The 15,022-nt window shown below is 64.5% G+C and carries 17 protein-coding genes; 7 read left to right on the top strand and 10 right to left on the bottom strand.

Annotated features, from left to right (window positions below; translation table 11 throughout):
- Positions 1 to 159 precede the first annotated feature (159 nt).
- From GCN74_RS09045 to GCN74_RS09030, 4 genes are all read left to right on the top strand, one after another.
- Complete coding sequence (locus GCN74_RS09045; protein WP_152256351.1) at positions 160 to 567, top strand: GNAT family N-acetyltransferase; 408 nt, start codon at positions 160 to 162, stop codon at positions 565 to 567.
- A 148-nt stretch (positions 568 to 715) separates the two neighbouring features.
- The gene (locus tag GCN74_RS09040; protein ID WP_152256350.1) at positions 716 to 1,186 is read left to right on the top strand and encodes a hypothetical protein; all 471 of its coding nucleotides are present in this window, start codon (positions 716 to 718) and stop codon (positions 1,184 to 1,186) included.
- 96 nt (positions 1,187 to 1,282) lie between these two features.
- Positions 1,283 to 1,480 carry a DUF3079 domain-containing protein gene (locus GCN74_RS09035; protein WP_152256349.1) on the top strand — a complete coding sequence of 66 codons (198 nt, stop codon included), beginning with the start codon at positions 1,283 to 1,285 and terminating at the stop codon, positions 1,478 to 1,480.
- Positions 1,481 to 1,502: 22 nt separating this feature from the next.
- Entirely contained in the window at positions 1,503 to 1,688 is a 186-nt protein-coding gene (locus GCN74_RS09030; protein WP_152256348.1) for a hypothetical protein, read from the top strand.
- A 12-nt stretch (positions 1,689 to 1,700) separates the two neighbouring features.
- On the opposite strand, the gene GCN74_RS09025 is transcribed toward GCN74_RS09030, so the two are convergent.
- A complete protein-coding gene (locus GCN74_RS09025) occupies positions 1,701 to 2,846 on the bottom strand; it encodes an MFS transporter (protein ID WP_226938954.1) in 1,146 nt (381 codons plus the stop codon).
- A gap of 292 nt (positions 2,847 to 3,138) precedes the next feature.
- Here GCN74_RS09025 and GCN74_RS09020 point away from each other — a divergent pair, with 292 nt between their 5' ends.
- Entirely contained in the window at positions 3,139 to 3,699 is a 561-nt protein-coding gene (locus GCN74_RS09020; RefSeq protein ID WP_319633456.1) for a TetR/AcrR family transcriptional regulator, read from the top strand.
- 3 nt (positions 3,700 to 3,702) lie between these two features.
- Here GCN74_RS09020 and GCN74_RS09015 read toward each other — a convergent pair whose 3' ends face one another.
- Entirely contained in the window at positions 3,703 to 4,173 is a 471-nt protein-coding gene (locus GCN74_RS09015; RefSeq protein ID WP_152256345.1) for a GNAT family N-acetyltransferase, read from the bottom strand.
- Positions 4,174 to 4,224: 51 nt separating this feature from the next.
- On the bottom strand, positions 4,225 to 4,662 hold the full coding sequence (locus GCN74_RS09010) for an XAC2610-related protein (protein WP_152256344.1): 438 nt from the start codon (positions 4,660 to 4,662) through the stop codon (positions 4,225 to 4,227).
- On the opposite strand from GCN74_RS09010, the gene GCN74_RS09005 reads away from it, so the two are divergent.
- Positions 4,645 to 4,863, top strand: coding sequence for a hypothetical protein (locus GCN74_RS09005; RefSeq protein WP_152256343.1), 219 nt, complete (start codon positions 4,645 to 4,647; stop codon positions 4,861 to 4,863). The two genes, GCN74_RS09010 and GCN74_RS09005, sit on opposite strands and share 18 nt — an antisense overlap.
- A 185-nt stretch (positions 4,864 to 5,048) precedes the next feature.
- On the top strand, positions 5,049 to 5,705 hold the full coding sequence (locus GCN74_RS09000; RefSeq protein WP_152256342.1) for a tetratricopeptide repeat protein: 657 nt from the start codon (positions 5,049 to 5,051) through the stop codon (positions 5,703 to 5,705).
- On the opposite strand, the gene GCN74_RS08995 is transcribed toward GCN74_RS09000, so the two are convergent.
- The 7 genes from GCN74_RS08995 to GCN74_RS08965 form a co-directional block, all read right to left on the bottom strand.
- Entirely contained in the window at positions 5,692 to 6,672 is a 981-nt protein-coding gene (locus tag GCN74_RS08995; RefSeq protein WP_152256341.1) for a ribonuclease Z, read from the bottom strand. The two genes, GCN74_RS09000 and GCN74_RS08995, sit on opposite strands and share 14 nt — an antisense overlap.
- A 46-nt stretch (positions 6,673 to 6,718) precedes the next feature.
- Entirely contained in the window at positions 6,719 to 8,212 is a 1,494-nt protein-coding gene (locus tag GCN74_RS08990; RefSeq protein WP_152256340.1) for a metal-dependent hydrolase family protein, read from the bottom strand.
- 142 nt (positions 8,213 to 8,354) lie between these two features.
- Positions 8,355 to 9,200 carry a formate dehydrogenase accessory sulfurtransferase FdhD gene (gene fdhD, locus GCN74_RS08985; RefSeq protein ID WP_152256339.1) on the bottom strand — a complete coding sequence of 282 codons (846 nt, stop codon included), beginning with the start codon at positions 9,198 to 9,200 and terminating at the stop codon, positions 8,355 to 8,357.
- 15 nt (positions 9,201 to 9,215) lie between these two features.
- Positions 9,216 to 10,136 carry a bestrophin family protein gene (locus GCN74_RS08980; RefSeq protein ID WP_152256338.1) on the bottom strand — a complete coding sequence of 307 codons (921 nt, stop codon included), beginning with the start codon at positions 10,134 to 10,136 and terminating at the stop codon, positions 9,216 to 9,218.
- A 12-nt stretch (positions 10,137 to 10,148) separates the two neighbouring features.
- Positions 10,149 to 11,129 (bottom strand): cytochrome d ubiquinol oxidase subunit II, encoded by a 981-nt coding sequence (locus GCN74_RS08975; protein WP_193317016.1) that lies wholly within the window; start codon positions 11,127 to 11,129, stop codon positions 10,149 to 10,151.
- 48 nt (positions 11,130 to 11,177) lie between these two features.
- Positions 11,178 to 12,575, bottom strand: a complete 1,398-nt coding sequence (locus GCN74_RS08970) for a cytochrome ubiquinol oxidase subunit I (RefSeq protein WP_152256337.1) — start codon at positions 12,573 to 12,575, stop codon at positions 11,178 to 11,180.
- Between the two features lie 13 nt (positions 12,576 to 12,588).
- Entirely contained in the window at positions 12,589 to 14,901 is a 2,313-nt protein-coding gene (locus tag GCN74_RS08965; protein ID WP_152256336.1) for an FdhF/YdeP family oxidoreductase, read from the bottom strand.
- Between the last annotated feature and the right edge of the window lie 121 nt (positions 14,902 to 15,022).

Raw genomic sequence — 15,022 nt, 5'->3', positions numbered from 1 at the left:
GCCTCCGCCCGCTTCTGTCGTATCGTCCACAGGCCTGGATGATCGCTGGTTATACTCCTGCATACAAGAGGTTTCTTCCCGGGCCTGCAAGCCGCCGGGCCCGGATCAACCATTGAACATTGAACGCGCCATGCGCAAACCCCTTACACCCGTGAATCAATGAAAAACATCACTGTCGAATACCGTCATAACTTTCCTCTGGATCTGCTCGATGTTGTCCGTGTCTTCGATCAATCCGGCATCAAGCGGCCGACCGCCAATCTCCCGCGAATCGCGCGCATGTTTGCCGCGCCTTGCCTCTTGCTGTCGGCATGGGTGGATGGCCAGCTTGTAGGGCTGGCCCGTTCGCTGACCGACCATGCATATTGCTGCTATCTCTCGGACCTGGCGGTGGACAAGCAATATCAGGGCCTGGGCATCGGCACAGAGCTGGTCAGGCGCACCCAGGCAGTCATCGGCGACGAAGTGTCCCTGATACTGCTTTCCGCTCCCGATGCCATGTCCTATTATCCGACGCTGGGTTTTGAGCCGGCGGGCAACGCCTACGTCGTGCGGCGCAAACATTGAGGAGGATGCCTCGATGCAATAGGCCGCGAGAAGGTGGGGTGCTGCCGCTCGCTCCTGCATGCGACCTCAGCCCTGAGCGGGGACGCGCTTGCGTCAAACCCGCCATCCTCACCGTATCAGACATGTTGACCAGGAATTGCTGCACCTTATGAAACCCGTCTACACCCTCGCCGAAGCCCTGGCACAAGACCCCGGCCGCATTGCCAAGACCCAGGCCCTCACCCTCGACAGCGCCAGGCCCCACATGGGCTTGAAAGGCCGCCACGGCCTGTTCGCCTCCGACGCCTGGTGGGAAAGCATCAAGGCGGGCCGCATCCGGACGCAAACGTTGACGGGCATCATAGAGCGCATATATTTCGCGGGCCAGGACAGCCGCCGCGGCGGTCAAGTCAACAGCGTCACCCTGCGCCTGGCCGATGGCTCGACCGTCGATGAGGGCATCTACGCGCACCGCAAGCAGGATATCAAGCTGTTCGTGCCTGGCGCCATGGTGACGATGGTGTACGCGCTGGACGAACTGAAGGCGCAGCCGGCCGCCGATGGCAGTGTCAACGTGGCGCGCATCGTGCTGGAAGGGTACTGCGTTTTGCCGTCACACCAGCCATCTGCGCAGAATTGATCCCGGACAAGTTCTCCACCGAAATTCGTTTGACCGCTTCCCGCGCCAGGTCTACAGTCGTCGGCGAGACTCCAACCGGCTCCATCGCCCAAACCCATGGCCAAACCGTTTCCCTTGAACCCCAGGAATCCTGAGCGCATCTGCTGGGGCTGCGACAAATATTGTCCGCCGGACGCCATGCGTTGTGGCAATGGTTCCGAGCGCACGCAGCATCCCATCGAGCTGTTTGGCGAAGGCTGGAATGACTGGGGGCTGGCGGCCGCCGACAAGCAAGAGGACGAAAGCAAGCCCTGACGGTAACGTCAGCCTGTTTGCCTTGCTGCACGACAGCACGCAGACGGTGGAACTGGTGCTGGACCAGGCCGTGTGGGACGCTGAATCTGTGCAAGCCCATCCGCTGCGCAACACGGCCACCGTGGCGCTGTCGCATGGGGCCATGGTGCGTTTCCTCGCATACACGGGGCAAATGCCCCGCATCCTGTCCATCCCCGCTGCCGATTAAGCGACGGCCATGTCAATGCCCGGCCACGGGCGCGCCGCCGCTGCGCCGTCCCGGGCGGAAGCCATGTTTGCGGGCCGACCAGGCAATGGCAAAGGCCAGCACCAGCAAGCTCGCCATGGCCCAGGGGAAGGCGCCCGCGCCCCAGGCTTCCAGCAGGGCGCCGCCCGCCACGCCTGCTGCCGCGATGGCTCCGTTCCACGCCACCACATTCATCGACAAGGCCACGTCGGCGCCGCTGCCGGCCGTATCGGCCAGCGCCGTCTGCAAGAGCGTTGCCGCGCCGCCAAAGCTCAGGCCCCAGACGGCCATGCCCACGTAGATGACGGCAGGCAAGTGCGACGCGACACCCAGCACGAGGGCCGTCGCGGCAAACACGGCCAGGCTGGCCAGCACGGTGGCGCGCAGGTGGCGCTCGACCAGCTTGCCCGTGATCCAGATGCCGGCCATGGCGGCGGCGCCGAAGACAAGCAGGACCAGGTCGATTCTGCCCGTCAAGCCGGCCGGGGCGACAAACGGCGCGATGTAGGTGTAGAGAATATTGTGTGCCAGCATCCAGGCAATGACGACGGCCAGCACGGGGCGCACGCCCGGCGTCGTGAACACGCGGCGCAGGGGCAGGCGCTCGTGGACGGACTGGCCCGGGTAGTCCGGCACCTTGGCCAGCACCCAGGCGATCAGGATCAATGTCAGGGCGGAAATGATCCAGAACGCGGCGCGCCAGCCCACCAGGGAGCCGAGCAGGGTACCCAGCGGCACGCCCAGGGACAGGGCGACGGGCGCGCCCACCATGGCCAGCGCCAGGGCGCGGCCTTGCTGGTGGGGCGCCACCATGCGCCGCGCATAGCCGGCCAGCAAGCTCCACGCCAGCCCGGCCGCCATGCCCGCAAAGAAGCGGGCCGCCAGGGTCAGCCAGTAGTGGGACGACAGGGCCGTGACGGTATTGAACACGAGAAAGCCGATGATGGTCAGCAGCAGCACGTTGCGGCGGCGCCAGCCGCGCGTGGCGATGGTGAGCGGAATGGCGGCCAGCAGGGAGCCCAGCGCATAGGCCGTGACCATTTGCCCGGCCAGCGCGGCACTGATGTCCAGGCCCGCGCTGATCTGCGGCAGCAAGCCGGCGGGCAAGGTTTCCGTGACGATGCAGATAAAACCCGTCATGGCCAGGGCCAGCAAGCCGGCGACGGGGAGGCGGTCGGCCAGCGCAGGGCTGGTTCCGGTAGTGATAGTGGCGTGATTCACGGCAAACATCCTTGTCAAGTGATCGGGCGCAGGAGTGCCCCCGACCGTCGTTGCGGTACATATATATCGATCGGTATAAATATAGGCGAGTGCGCACCGCGTTGTCAATGACTTCTGTATCGAGTAGTATGTAAGTAGGTGAAGAGGAGGATGGATGGCGCAAATGGGACGGCCGCGTACGTTCGACCGGCAGGCTGCGGTCGAGCAGGCCATGTTTTTATTCTGGCAGCAAGGGTATGAATCGACGTCCTTGAGCCAGCTCAAGGCGAGCCTGGGCGGCGGCATTTCCGCGCCCAGCTTTTATGCGGCGTTCGGCTCGAAGGAAGCGCTGTTCCGCGAGGCGGCGCAATGCTATCTGGACACGTATGCGCGCGTGACGGAATGCCTGTGGGACGATGGCCTGGCGCCGCGCGCAGCCATCGAGCTGGCCTTGCGGCAGTCGGCCAGCATGCAGTCCGATGCGGGCCATCCGCCCGGTTGCATGGTGGCGCTCGGCTGCATGAGCGCGCCGACGGCCGAGCATGCGGCCGTGGCCGCACCCCTCACGGCTTCGCGCGCGCGCACGCGCGCCGGCTTCGTGCGCTGCGTGGAGCGGGGCATGGCCGGCGGCGAATTGCCCGCTGGTACGGATGCAGCGGCGCTGGCGGCCGTCTTCGACAGCTTTCTGTCGGGCGTCTCCATCCAGGCGCGCGATGGCGTGGGCTACGCCGTGCTGGACGCCGCGATCACGCAGATTCTGCGCGTGTGGGATGCCAGCCGCGTGCCGGGCTAGGCGCTAGGCCGTAAAGCGAAACTCCAGCATGTCGTCGCCGTATTTGTCCCTCTCTCCCGTCGAGGTCCAGCCCAGGTAGCGGTAAAAGCCGTACGAACGCGAAGCGGGGTCGTCGGAGCAGCCGAGGAACAGCCGCTGGTGGCCTTGCGCGCGCAGTTCCGTCATGACCCGTTCCAGCATGGTCTTGCCGATGCCCCGGCCTTCGAATTCCGGCAGCAGGGCCAGGACGACGATTTCGCCCGTGTCGCGCGCGCCAAAGCAGTAGCCGACCAGCTGGCCGTCGTGATGGCAGACGTGGCCAGGCAGGTTGCCCGAGCGCATCATGCCGGCCCAGGATTCTGCCGTGATGCCCACTTCCGCCAGGCGTTCCGCAGACACGGCGTTTTGCCGCGTCTTGCCGCGCAAGTCGATGAAGGCGGCCGTATCGTCCGCATTGGCGGCATGGAAGGTGATGGAGGCTGGATGTGTCGTCATGTGATTACTCGCTGGTGTCGTGTCTGTGGCGGGTATGGGGTTGGATAAACCTCATTCCCAGGATTTGCGCATGGTTTGCGCATGGCGCTGCCAGTCAAAGACTTTGCTATTTTCGCTTGCCTGCTGGCCGGGATTGCCGCTATCGATGATTTCATCCTTGACGATAATCAATTCGTTCTTGTCATTCAATCCGTATTCCCGGTAACGCTCGCAATCCTGGGCGCGCCGGGCGATGGCGATTAATGTATTGGCCCGCCACGCATAGCTGTCTTCGTAAAAGCATTGCGCCGCGCAGCCGCAATTGGGGATGCCCCCTTCGATTCTTTGACCGGCTATGTCGATGTTCAGATTCGGAATTGCCGATAATGCTTGATTGAAACTGTATTTTTTCGCTGGCGCATCCCATAACCACACGTCGGAACAGCGTATGCGTCCCTGGCTATCCGTATAGCCGGTCACCCACAGGTCGGCATGGCCGTCGAAATTCATGTCCAGCAGCAGGGCGTGCAAATTGCCCGTGCCGCTGCTGCTGCAACTGCCCTTGATCCACTGGCTGCCGATTTTCAGCCGGTACGTCTGTTTTTCATCGTGATTCGCATAGCGGATATCGGCTGCTTGCCGTACTTTGCCTGTCGCGGCTTTATCCAGATGCAAGGTGCCGCCATAAGCCGAAGTGGAAATCAGGGATAAAAGCAGAGCAATCAGTTTCATGGACATATTCTTGGGCTGGCACGGGGGGACAATGCGCGGATTGCATCGAGCGGAGAATGATCATAACGCATGATTTGGGCTATGCGCCACACCATTTCCTATCGTGCATTCGCGCGTAACAGGGCTGTGTACAATGCGAAAAAATCCCCGAACAAGGAATCTTCATGACGGTTTCCAGCGCATCTTTTAATGAAGCGGGCATTCTCGCTTATAACGACGGTAATTACGCCGAGGCATACAAGCAATTCGACGCGGCCGCCCGCACGGGCGATCCCGCCGGCCAGCATTTATTGGCCAGCCTGTATTACCAGGGCCATGGCGTGGCGCAGGACTTGCCGAAGGCCGTGGAATTATTCACGGCCGCCGCGCAGGCCGGCTTTCCGCCGTCGCTGGCCAATCTGGCCCTGATGTATGCGAGCGGCGATGGCGTCGTGCAAGACATGGCGCAGTCGCTGGCCTACGGGCGCCAGGCGGCCGAGGCGGGCGATGGCCAGTCGCAATTCAACCTGGCCCAGGCTTACCGCAAGGGGATTGATGTAGCGCAAGACTATGCCGAGGCGGCGTTCTGGTACAAACAGGCGGCCGAGGCCGGTTCCCTGTCGGCGCAGAACGAGTACGGCTTGCTGTACGCGCAAGGGCAGGGCGTGGAACTCGATTACGTGCAGGCGTACGCGTGGATCGCCATGCCGGCCGAGGCGGGCAGCGAGCAATCGGTCAAGAACCGCGACCAGTTGCTGGAAATCCTCACGCCGTCACAGCAGCAGGCAGCGCGCGCGCTGGCCGCCGAGTATGCGGCGCAGTACGGCGTCAATCCCCACTGAGCGAGGATTTCGCGGGCAGCCTGGTCAGCGCGCCGGCCGCATCGAGTTCATAGCTGTCGAAATCGCGCGCGAGGAACAGTTCGCCCGAGTAATGCCGCCGCGCTTCCCCTTCCAGCTCGGCCATGCCGTCCGCATGGTGATAGCGGGCGCTGAAGTGGGTGAGGATCAGGTTCGGCAAGCGCACCGCTGCGGCAAACTGCGCCACGCGCTGCACGGAACTGTGCGTGGGACCGGGGCCCACCTTTTGCAGCATGGCTTCCGTGTACGTGGCTTCGTGCACGAGCAGCTGCGCGTCCGCGCAAGCGTCGGCCAGCAAGGCGGGCGTGTCGTTGTCGCCGCCGATCACCACCGTGGCGCGCTGCGTTTCCATCTGGCGGAAAGCGGCGGCGCTCAAGACGCTGCCATCGTCGAGCAGCGCATCCTGGCCCGCCTGCAAGACGCCCCAGGCGGGACCGGGCGGCACGCCCGCCGCCTGCAGGGCCGCTTTGTCCAGCTTCCACCGGCTTGTTTCCAGCGTAAAACGATACGCGACGCTCGGTGCGCGGTGCGACAGCGCGTGGCGCGAGACGCTCAAGCCCGCTTCCTCGTGCACCACCGGCGCGCTGTCCACGTCGATGTGGATCAGCGGATACGTCAAAAACAGTTCCGTGTGCAGCAAGGTGGCGTCGATCCACGCCTTGATGGCGGCCGGGGCGATCAGCAGCAGGGGCTTCTTGCGCCCCGTCATGGAGGCGCTGGCCAGCAAGCCCGGCAGCCCGTAGCTGTGGTCGCCATGCACGTGGGTGATGCAGATGCCCACCAGGTCGTGCACGGACAGGGGCAGGCGCTGCAGCCGGTGCTGCGTGGCTTCGCCGCAATCGATCATCCACCAGTCGCGGTTGTGCGTCGTTTGCAGGGCCAGCGACGTGACGTTGCGGTAGCGCGTGGGCACGCCGGAAGACGTGCCGAGAAAAGTCAGTTTGAACATGCGCGCATTATGCGGCAAGCCACCGTTGTTGCCAACGCGCCAGTCTTCAGCCGGCCAGCGGTACGCTTAATTTATCTTTGTAGATGCGGCCGTTCTTTATGATCAGCAGCAGGTTTTCTTCCGGCCGGGCGAGGAAATCGAGGTTTTTCACGGGGTCGCCATCGGCCACCAGCAAGTCGGCCAGCGCGCCCGGGGCCAGCTTGCCCAAGGTGCCCGGGTAGGGCGCGCGCTGGCCGGACAGGGCCAGCAGTTCGCCATTTTGTCCCGTCGCCTGCGCCAGCAGAATCAAAGGGTCGTAAAAGCGCGTGAGCTTGGCCAGCTGGCGGCCTTGCGTGTGCGTGTTTTTTGCGTTGAACAGGATGTCCGTGCCCCAGCCCGTGCGTATGCCGTACTTTTGCGCCAGCGCATACGCCTTCACCGTGCCTTCGGAGACGATTCTCTGGCTGGCCTTGCGCGCCGCATCCGGGTACACATTCGCATCCGCGTCTTGCAGGAAGGGCTGCAGGCTCCACCACGTGCCCGTGTCGCGCATCATGCGCGCGGATTCGTCGTCCGCCAGCTGGCCATGCTCGATGCTGCGCACGCCCGCGCGGATGGCCCGCTGTATGCCTTTCGGCGTGTACACATGGGTCATCACATAGGTGCCCCAGTCGGCGGCCGCTTCCACGCCGGCGCGCAGTTCGCGTTCCGAATACTGCGTGCTGTCGAGCGGGTCGTACATGGATGCCACGCCGCCGCCCGCCATCATCTTGATTTGCGTCGCGCCCAGCATCAGCTGCTCACGCACGCGGCGCAGCACTTCCGCTTCGCCATCGGCGATCATGGCCATGCCCGCCGTTTCCGCCATGCCCAGCGGCGCATGCGCGGCACGGGGAATGTCCGAACGCAAACGGAAATCGCCATGGCCCGAGGTCTGCGAAATCATGGCGCCGGACGGGAAGATGCGGGGGCCGTCGACGATGCCTTCATCGATGGCGCGCTGCAAGGCAAACGCGGGGCCGCCCGGATCGCGCACGGACGTAAAGCCCCGCAGCAGGGTGCGCTGCGCTTCCTGCGCCGCCACCAGGTACAGATAGCCGATATCGGAGGTCATGGCCGTCACCTGGTTGATGGCGGCCAGCATGGTGTGCCAGTGGGCGTCGATCAGGCCCGGCATCACCAGCTTGCCCTGGCAATCGATCACTTGCGCGCCTTCCACCTTTTCGCCGGCCGGCAGCAGGGCGGTGATCGTCGGGCCCGTCACCAGCACGTGGATGCCGGAACGGGGCGCCTTGCCCGTGCCGTCGAACAGGCGCAGATTGGTCAGCAGCAACGGCCGTTGCTGCACTTGCGGCTGCTGGGCGATGGCGCTGCTGGTGGACAAGCCGATGAAGGGCGCCAGCATGGCGGCCGCGCCGCCCAGGAATTGCCGGCGCCGCATGTCCGCCATCACGCGCTGGTGCAGGATGGTGAAGACGGTGCCGCCGCAGTCGCAGGTGCGCGGCTTCAAGCCGCCCGTCTGCCAGGTGTCCGCCAGATGCTGTTCCTGTGCCAGGGCCATCGCGCCATCCTTTCATCGCTGCCGCGCCGCGCGCTGGCACGGGGGCAATGTTAATAAGTGGAAACAATGGCCATTGAAAGCCTGCCGTGGCGCCAAGTCAAGCGTGCACTTGCTTTACGGCAAAGAATGTAGCATCGGCCGTTCAGGGTGCATGCTGGCCCTTGTTTTCCCCATCTTCCGCCGTGTATTCGACAAAGCCGTCGCGGCGGCAAAAGCTGGCCAGCTGCATGCCGGCCTGGCGCGCGATGCGGATGGCCAGCGAGGTGGGCGCCGAGATCGTGGCGACGAGCCCGATATGCATGCGCGCCGACTTGCGCACCAGTTCATAGCTGGCGCGGCTGGACAGGAAGACGAAGCCGTCATGCATGGCGATGCGGTGCAGGGCCAGGTAGCCGATCAGCTTGTCGAGGCCGTTATGCCGGCCCACGTCCTCGAACACTTTGACGATGGCGCCCTCGGCCGTGCACCAGGCGGCTGCATGCACGCCGCCCGTCTTGTGCATCAGCTCCTGGTAAGGCAGCAGCTCGCGCGCGGCGCGGCCGATGATGGCGCTGCTGGCGACCAGCGGCGGCAGGGGCCGCGTGATCTTTTCCGGCACCAGGTCCAGCAGGGCCAGGCTTTCGATGCCGCACACGCCGCAGCCGGTGCGGCCGGCCAGGGTGCGGCGGCGGCTCTTGAGGCGCAGCAAATCGGGCTGGGCGATGGTCAGCCGCACTTCCGCGCCATCCTCGCCGCAGCACACGTCGAGGTCGTAGATGTCGCGCACGCTGCCGACGATGCCTTCGGTCAAGGTAAAACCGACGGCGAATTCCTCGAGGTCGCGCGGCGTGGCCATCATCACCGCGTGGGCGATGCCGTTGTAGACGAGGGCCACGGGATACTCCTCGGCCGCCATGTCGCGGCCCGCCGTGGCTTCGCTTCCCTGGTGGCGCACGATGGGAACGTCCAGGTAGCCGTCGCGTTCGATGGTGGTGATGTCGCATTCCATGATTTTTTCCTCCGGTTAATCGATCTGATAGCGCGGGCAGGGCCGGATCGAGGGCGGCAGGGGCTCGCCATGCAATTCCAGCAGCGAGCGTTCCGTTTCCCGCGTCATGGCATTGAGGGCCAGGCAGTTGGGCGCCAGGCCGAACGGTTCGGCGATCTGCTGCGCGATGGCTTCCAGCGCAAACAGCGTGTAGGCAACAAAGACGGAAATGAGGGGCGTGGCCACGCCGATGGCATCCACCAGGCCCAGCGGCAGAAGGAAGCAGTACATGTACACGGTGCGGTGCACGAGCACGCCGTACGGATACGGGATCGGCGTGTTCTTGATGCGTTCGCAGCCGGCCACGGTGGCGGCCAGGTCGTTGAGCTGGTGGTCGAGCATCCACAGCAGCTGCGTCTGGCCGCCCTGGCGCAGCGCGGCGTCGTGCAGCATGGCGCGCACCGTGTGCAGCACGGCGACGGGCTTGAAGGTCATGCCCTGCAGCTGCTGTACTTCGGCGGCGGGCAGGTAGCGCGCCAGGTCCTGCTGCGGGTCCGTCTGGCGCAGCTGGTGCTTGAGCGCGTAGACAAAGGCGATCAGGCGGCGCAGCAGCAACTGCTGGTCCAGTCCGCTTGTCTGCTGCGGCAGGTAGGTGATCGCCTGGGAGGCCAGCGCCCGCGCGGCGATCAGCAATTGCCCCCAGATATGCCGCGCCTCGGCAAAGCGCGCATAGCTGGCATTGTTGCGAAAGCCGAGAAAGATCGCCAGGCTGATGCCGACCATGGGAAACGGCGCCGTATCGAGCGGAATCTTGACGCCGAAGATACGGCCGTCCGTCAGCAAGGCCAGGGAACTGACGACCAGCATCAGCAGCAATTGCGGGATGATGGTTTGCAGCACCGAGCCGTTCCAGACGAACAGCATGCGGAACCAGTTGGTGGTAGGCCGAATGATCATATGTGATGTCGCTCAATGCTTGCGGGGCACGACTTTGCCCTCGAAGACGTAGTATTGGAACAGGTTGTAGCCGATCATGATCGGCAGCATGGAACCCATGCCGATCAGCATGAAGATCAGGGTGGGCTCATCGGATGCGGCCGCAGCGATGCTCAGCTTGCCCGGCACCAGGTCGGGGAAAAAGCTGATGGCCAGGCCCGCGAACGAGGCGAGGAACAGCACGATGGCGCCGCGGAAAGGGCCGCGCACGCCGTTCACGTGCACGGTCCACAGGATGTAGATAGACGCGCAGGCGGCGATGCAGGCCAGCGACAGCAGCACGCCGAACACGCCCGGCTGCGCCCAGCGGTCGTGGCCGATGGCGCTGAAGACCATGGTGCCGGCCGACAGCACGATGGCGGCCGCGACCGTCGCCAGCACGCTGGCCGTGGCGTAGCGGCGCGCGGCCGCTTCCAGCACGCCGCCCGTCTTCTTGATCAGATACGTGCTGCCCAGCAGGCAATAACCGGCCACCACGCCCAGCGCCGTGCACGCCGTGAAGACGCCGCTCAGCCAGCCCGGCTGCAAGCCCGTGATGACCTTGCCCAGCACCACGCCCTGCGCCACGGCGGCCAGCAGGCTGCCCGCGCCGAAGACCAGGTCCCACAGGCGCTTGTTGCCGGCCGCATGGCGAAATTCGATCGACGCGCCGCGCATGATCAGGCTGGCGATCAGCAGCATGATGGGGATATACAGCTGTTCCAGCAAGGTGGCGTAGGCGCCGGGAAAGGCGCCGAACAGGGCGCCGCCCACCACCACCAGCCAAGTTTCGTTGGCGTCCCATACGTGCTCGATGGACTGGAATATCAGGTTGCGTTCCTGCTCGCGGCGCGTGAACAGGCTGAGGATGCCCACGCCCAGGTCGAAGCCGTCCGTGACCACGTAAAACACCAGCATCAGGCCGATCAGGCCGAACCAGGCATTGCCCAGCATGGCATGCGAATTCATATCCATTTTATATTCCTCATACTCCTCATACTCCTTGATTGATGGGGCCGCATCTCAGTGCCGGGCCTGCAGCAGGGCGCCCACGGGGTGGGAGGCGTGCGGCGGCAGCAGCGCCACGTCCGGGCCTCGTTGCAGCCATTTCTTGGCGAACACAAAGAAGGTGGCAAACAGCACGATGTAAAACACGCAGAACATCAGCATGCTGCCGGCCACGGCGTGGGCCGCCACGTCGGACACGGCGTCGCGCGTGCGCAGCAAGCCGTAGACGACCCAGGGCTGGCGTCCCACTTCGCGCACGATCCAGCCGCACTCGACGGCGATGTAGGGCAGGGGAATCGTCAGCACCCAGGCCAGCAGCAGCTTGCGGTTGCGCACGAATTCCTGCACCCGTCCGCCCACCTTGCGCCAGGCCACAAAGGTCCAGAACGCCAGCAGCACGAACCACATGCCGATGCCGGCCATGGCGCGGAAGGCGTAGTACAGCAGCGGCAGCGCGGGCGGCTGGTCCGCGCGGGCGATGTCGGCCAGGCCCGTGATCTTGCCCGTGGCGCTATGCGTGGCGATCACGCTGAGCATGCCGGGCACTTCGAGCGACCAGTCGTTCTTCTGTTCCGCCTGGTTGGGCCAGGCCAGCAGCGACCAGGCCGCCCCTTCGCCATCGCGGTTCGTGTGCCAGTGGCCTTCGATGGCGGCGCCCTTGGCGGGCTGGGTCTTGAAGACGTCGACGCCGCTGGAATCACCGAGCCAGACCTGCAGCGGCGCGATGACGAGCAGCAGCATCAGGGCCAGCTTGAACGAGCGGGCGAAGAAGGCCGGTTCGCGGCGCTTGAACATATACCAGGCGGAAATGCCGGCGATGACGAACAAGCCCGTTTCCACGGCGGCCACCCACATATGGCCCACGGCCCAGGCCATGTCGGGATTGAAGATGGCGGCCACGTAATCGGTGACGATGATCTTGCCGTCGGCCACGCGCACGCCGGCCGGCGTCTGCATCCAGGAATTGGCGACCATGATCCAGAACGAGGAAATGCTGGAGCCCAGTGCCACCATGCCGGTGGCAAACAGGTGCACGCCCTTGGGGACGCGGCCCCAGCCGAACATCATGACGCCGATGAAGCCCGCTTCCAGCATGAAGGCCATGGCGCCCTCGAAGCCGAGGATGTTGCCGATGAACTGGCCCGAGTGGTGCGAGAACGGCGCCCAGTTGGTGCCGAACTGGAATTCCAGGGGAATGCCGCTGACGACGCCGACGGCGAAGTTGAGCACCAGCAGCTTGCTCCAGAAGCGCGCGTGGCGGTAGTAGACGGGGTCGCTGGTGCGCAGCCACAGCGCCTCGACGACGAACAGGAACAGCGACAGGCTGATCGTCAAGATGGGCCACAGGATGTGGAAGATGGCCGTCATCGCAAATTGCGCGCGCGACAGGTCCAGGGTATCGAAACCGAACATGGCGTGCTCCTGCTCAGGCGCTGGCGGCCGACGGCGCCAGCAGCACGGGGATGGACTTGAAGGTCGGCGTGCGCGAACCGTAACCCACGCTGTCCAGCGGCACCAGCGGATTGGTTTCCGGGTAGTAGGCGCCGATGCAGCCGCGCGGAATGTCGTATTCGACCAGCAGGAAACGGTCGGCGCGGCGCTCGATCCCGTCATGCCATACGCCGATCAGGTCGACCCAGTCGCCGGCCGCAAAGCCCAGCATGGCCAGGTCGTCCTTGTTGATGAAGACGACGCGGCGCTGGCCGAACACGCCCCGGTAGCGGTCGTCCATGGCGTAGATCGTCGTGTTGTACTGGTCGTGCGACCGCGTGGTCATCAGCACCATCAGGCGCTCGCCATATTGCTGGCGCGCACGGTGGATGGGCGTGTCCAGTTCCACGGCGTTGACGAGGAATTGCGCCTTGCCGCTTTCCGTCTTCCACACGCGTTCGCGCGAGGCGATTTTCAGGTGGAAGCCGCCCGGCTTGGCCACGCGCAAGTTGTAGTCGAAAAAGTCGTCAAACACTTGTTCGATGGAATCGCGCAGCAGCGCATAGTTGCCCGAATAGCGCAGCCAGTCGATCTTTTCGCTACCCAGGGTCGCTTGCGCCATGCCGGCCACGATGGCGATTTCCGAACGCAAATTGGGCGAGGCGGGCTGGTTCATGCCGAACGAGATGTGCACCATGCTCATCGAGTCTTCCACCGTCACGCCTTGCGCCACGCCTTCCTGCACGTCGATTTCCGTGCGTCCCAGGGTGGGCAGGATCAGCGCATCCTTGCCGTGCACGAGGTGGCTACGGTTGAGCTTGGTGGCGATGTGCACGGTCAGGTCGCACGAGCGCAGCGCGTCCCAGGTGCGCGGCGTGTCCGGCGTGGCCATCGAGAAATTCCCGCCCAGGGCGACGAACACTTTGACTTTCTTTTCCAGCATGGCCTCGATGGTGCCGACGGCGTCGTAGCCGTGGTGGCGCGGCGGCTCGAAGTTGAACACGAGGCCCAGGCGGTCGAGGAATTCCTTGCTCGGCTGTTCCTCGATGCCCATGGTGCGGTCGCCCTGCACGTTCGAGTGGCCGCGCACGGGGCACAGGCCCGCGCCCCGCTTGCCGATATTGCCGCGCATCATCATCAAGTTCGACAGGATCTGCACGGTGGCCAGCGAGTTCTTGTGCTGCGTCACGCCCATGCCCCAGGTGGCGATGACGGCCTTGCCCTTCACATAGATCTGCGTCAGCTCCTCGATCTTGTCGCGCGCCACGCCCGATTCGGCCAGCAGCACCTCCCAGCTTTCCGCGCGCAGGTCGGCCGCGAAGGCGTCGAAGCCGCTCGTGTGTTCGGCGATGAAATCGCAGTCGAGCACGCGCTCCTGGCCGTGGGCGACGGCGTCGTCATCGAGCTCGACGACGCGCTTGGCCATGGCCTTGATCAGCGCGAAGTCGCCGCCCAATGTCGGGCAGATGAACAGCGAACAGATGTTGGTGCTGCCGCCCGTCAGCATTTCCAGCGGATGCTGGGGACTGGTGAAGCGCTCCAGGCCCCGTTCGTGCAGCGGGTTGATGGAGACGATGACGGCGCCGCGGCGCGACGCCTCGCGCAATTCGCCCAGCATGCGCGGATGGTTGGTGGCGGGATTCTGGCCGAACAGCAGCAGGGTGTCCGCATGCTCGAAGTCGTCCAGCAGCACCGTGCCCTTGCCGATGCCCACCGTTTCCGGCAAGCCCCGGCTCGTCGCTTCGTGGCACAGGTTGGAACAGTCGGGGAAATTGTTCGTGCCGTAGGCGCGCACGAACAGTTGATACAGGAAAGCCGCTTCGTTGCTGGCGCGGCCAGACGTGTAGAAGGCGGCCTGGTCCGGGTCGTCCAGCGCGTGCAGGTGGTGCGCCACGAGGGCGTAGGCATCGTCCCAGGAAATGGCCTGGTATTTGTCGCTGGCCGCGTCGTACACCATGGGGTCCGTCAAACGGCCATGCTGTTCCAGCTCATAGTCCGACTGTTCCATCAGTTCGGCGACCGTGTGTTCCTGGAAAAACTCGGGGCGCACGCGCTTGCTCGTCGATTCCGCAGCCACGGCCTTGACGCCGTTTTCGCAGAATTCGAACGTCGATGCGTGTTCGCGGTCGGGCCAGGCGCAGCCGGGACAGTCGAAACCGTCGGGCTGGTTTTGCTCGAACAGCGAACGGTAATTGCCCGCGCTGACTTTTTCCTTGAACAGGTTGATGGCCACGTACTTGAGGGCTCCCCAACCGGCCGCTGCATGGGTGTAGGGCGCGATGCGCGCGTCGGACTTTGGCTTGCTCATGATGACTCTCCTGATGATATGCGATGGGACAATCACATGGTAGGGGCGGCGCACTGCCCCGTAGGCGCACAGTTCCGGACAAAAAAACAGAGTACAGATGGGCATGCGGCGATTTGCGTCG

It is taken from the genome of Janthinobacterium sp. FT14W (assembly GCF_009208755.1).
In the GTDB taxonomy this organism is placed as follows: domain Bacteria; phylum Pseudomonadota; class Gammaproteobacteria; order Burkholderiales; family Burkholderiaceae_D; genus Janthinobacterium; species Janthinobacterium violaceinigrum.
This window is presented reverse-complemented; position numbering and strand designations above follow the sequence as displayed.

Excerpts from the sequence above, each read along its gene's own strand:
- GCN74_RS09010 (WP_152256344.1), bottom strand. The coding sequence starts at position 4,662 with ATGAATTTCGACGGCCATGCCGACCTGTGGGTGACCGGCTATACGGAT.
- GCN74_RS09040 (WP_152256350.1), top strand. The coding sequence starts at position 716 with ATGAAACCCGTCTACACCCTCGCCGAAGCCCTGGCACAAGACCCCGGC.
- GCN74_RS08975 (WP_193317016.1), bottom strand. The coding sequence starts at position 11,129 with ATGGATATGAATTCGCATGCCATGCTGGGCAATGCCTGGTTCGGCCTG.
- GCN74_RS09035 (WP_152256349.1), top strand. The coding sequence starts at position 1,283 with ATGGCCAAACCGTTTCCCTTGAACCCCAGGAATCCTGAGCGCATCTGC.
- GCN74_RS08980 (WP_152256338.1), bottom strand. The coding sequence starts at position 10,136 with ATGATCATTCGGCCTACCACCAACTGGTTCCGCATGCTGTTCGTCTGG.
- fdhD (WP_152256339.1), bottom strand. The coding sequence starts at position 9,200 with ATGGAATGCGACATCACCACCATCGAACGCGACGGCTACCTGGACGTT.
- GCN74_RS08990 (WP_152256340.1), bottom strand. The coding sequence starts at position 8,212 with ATGGCCCTGGCACAGGAACAGCATCTGGCGGACACCTGGCAGACGGGC.
- GCN74_RS09020 (WP_319633456.1), top strand. The coding sequence starts at position 3,139 with ATGTTTTTATTCTGGCAGCAAGGGTATGAATCGACGTCCTTGAGCCAG.
- GCN74_RS08995 (WP_152256341.1), bottom strand. The coding sequence starts at position 6,672 with ATGTTCAAACTGACTTTTCTCGGCACGTCTTCCGGCGTGCCCACGCGC.
- GCN74_RS09000 (WP_152256342.1), top strand. The coding sequence starts at position 5,049 with ATGACGGTTTCCAGCGCATCTTTTAATGAAGCGGGCATTCTCGCTTAT.
- GCN74_RS09045 (WP_152256351.1), top strand. The coding sequence starts at position 160 with ATGAAAAACATCACTGTCGAATACCGTCATAACTTTCCTCTGGATCTG.
- GCN74_RS08965 (WP_152256336.1), bottom strand. The coding sequence starts at position 14,901 with ATGAGCAAGCCAAAGTCCGACGCGCGCATCGCGCCCTACACCCATGCA.
- GCN74_RS09015 (WP_152256345.1), bottom strand. The coding sequence starts at position 4,173 with ATGACGACACATCCAGCCTCCATCACCTTCCATGCCGCCAATGCGGAC.
- GCN74_RS09005 (WP_152256343.1), top strand. The coding sequence starts at position 4,645 with ATGGCCGTCGAAATTCATGTCCAGCAGCAGGGCGTGCAAATTGCCCGT.
- GCN74_RS09025 (WP_226938954.1), bottom strand. The coding sequence starts at position 2,846 with ATGACGGGTTTTATCTGCATCGTCACGGAAACCTTGCCCGCCGGCTTG.
- GCN74_RS08970 (WP_152256337.1), bottom strand. The coding sequence starts at position 12,575 with ATGTTCGGTTTCGATACCCTGGACCTGTCGCGCGCGCAATTTGCGATG.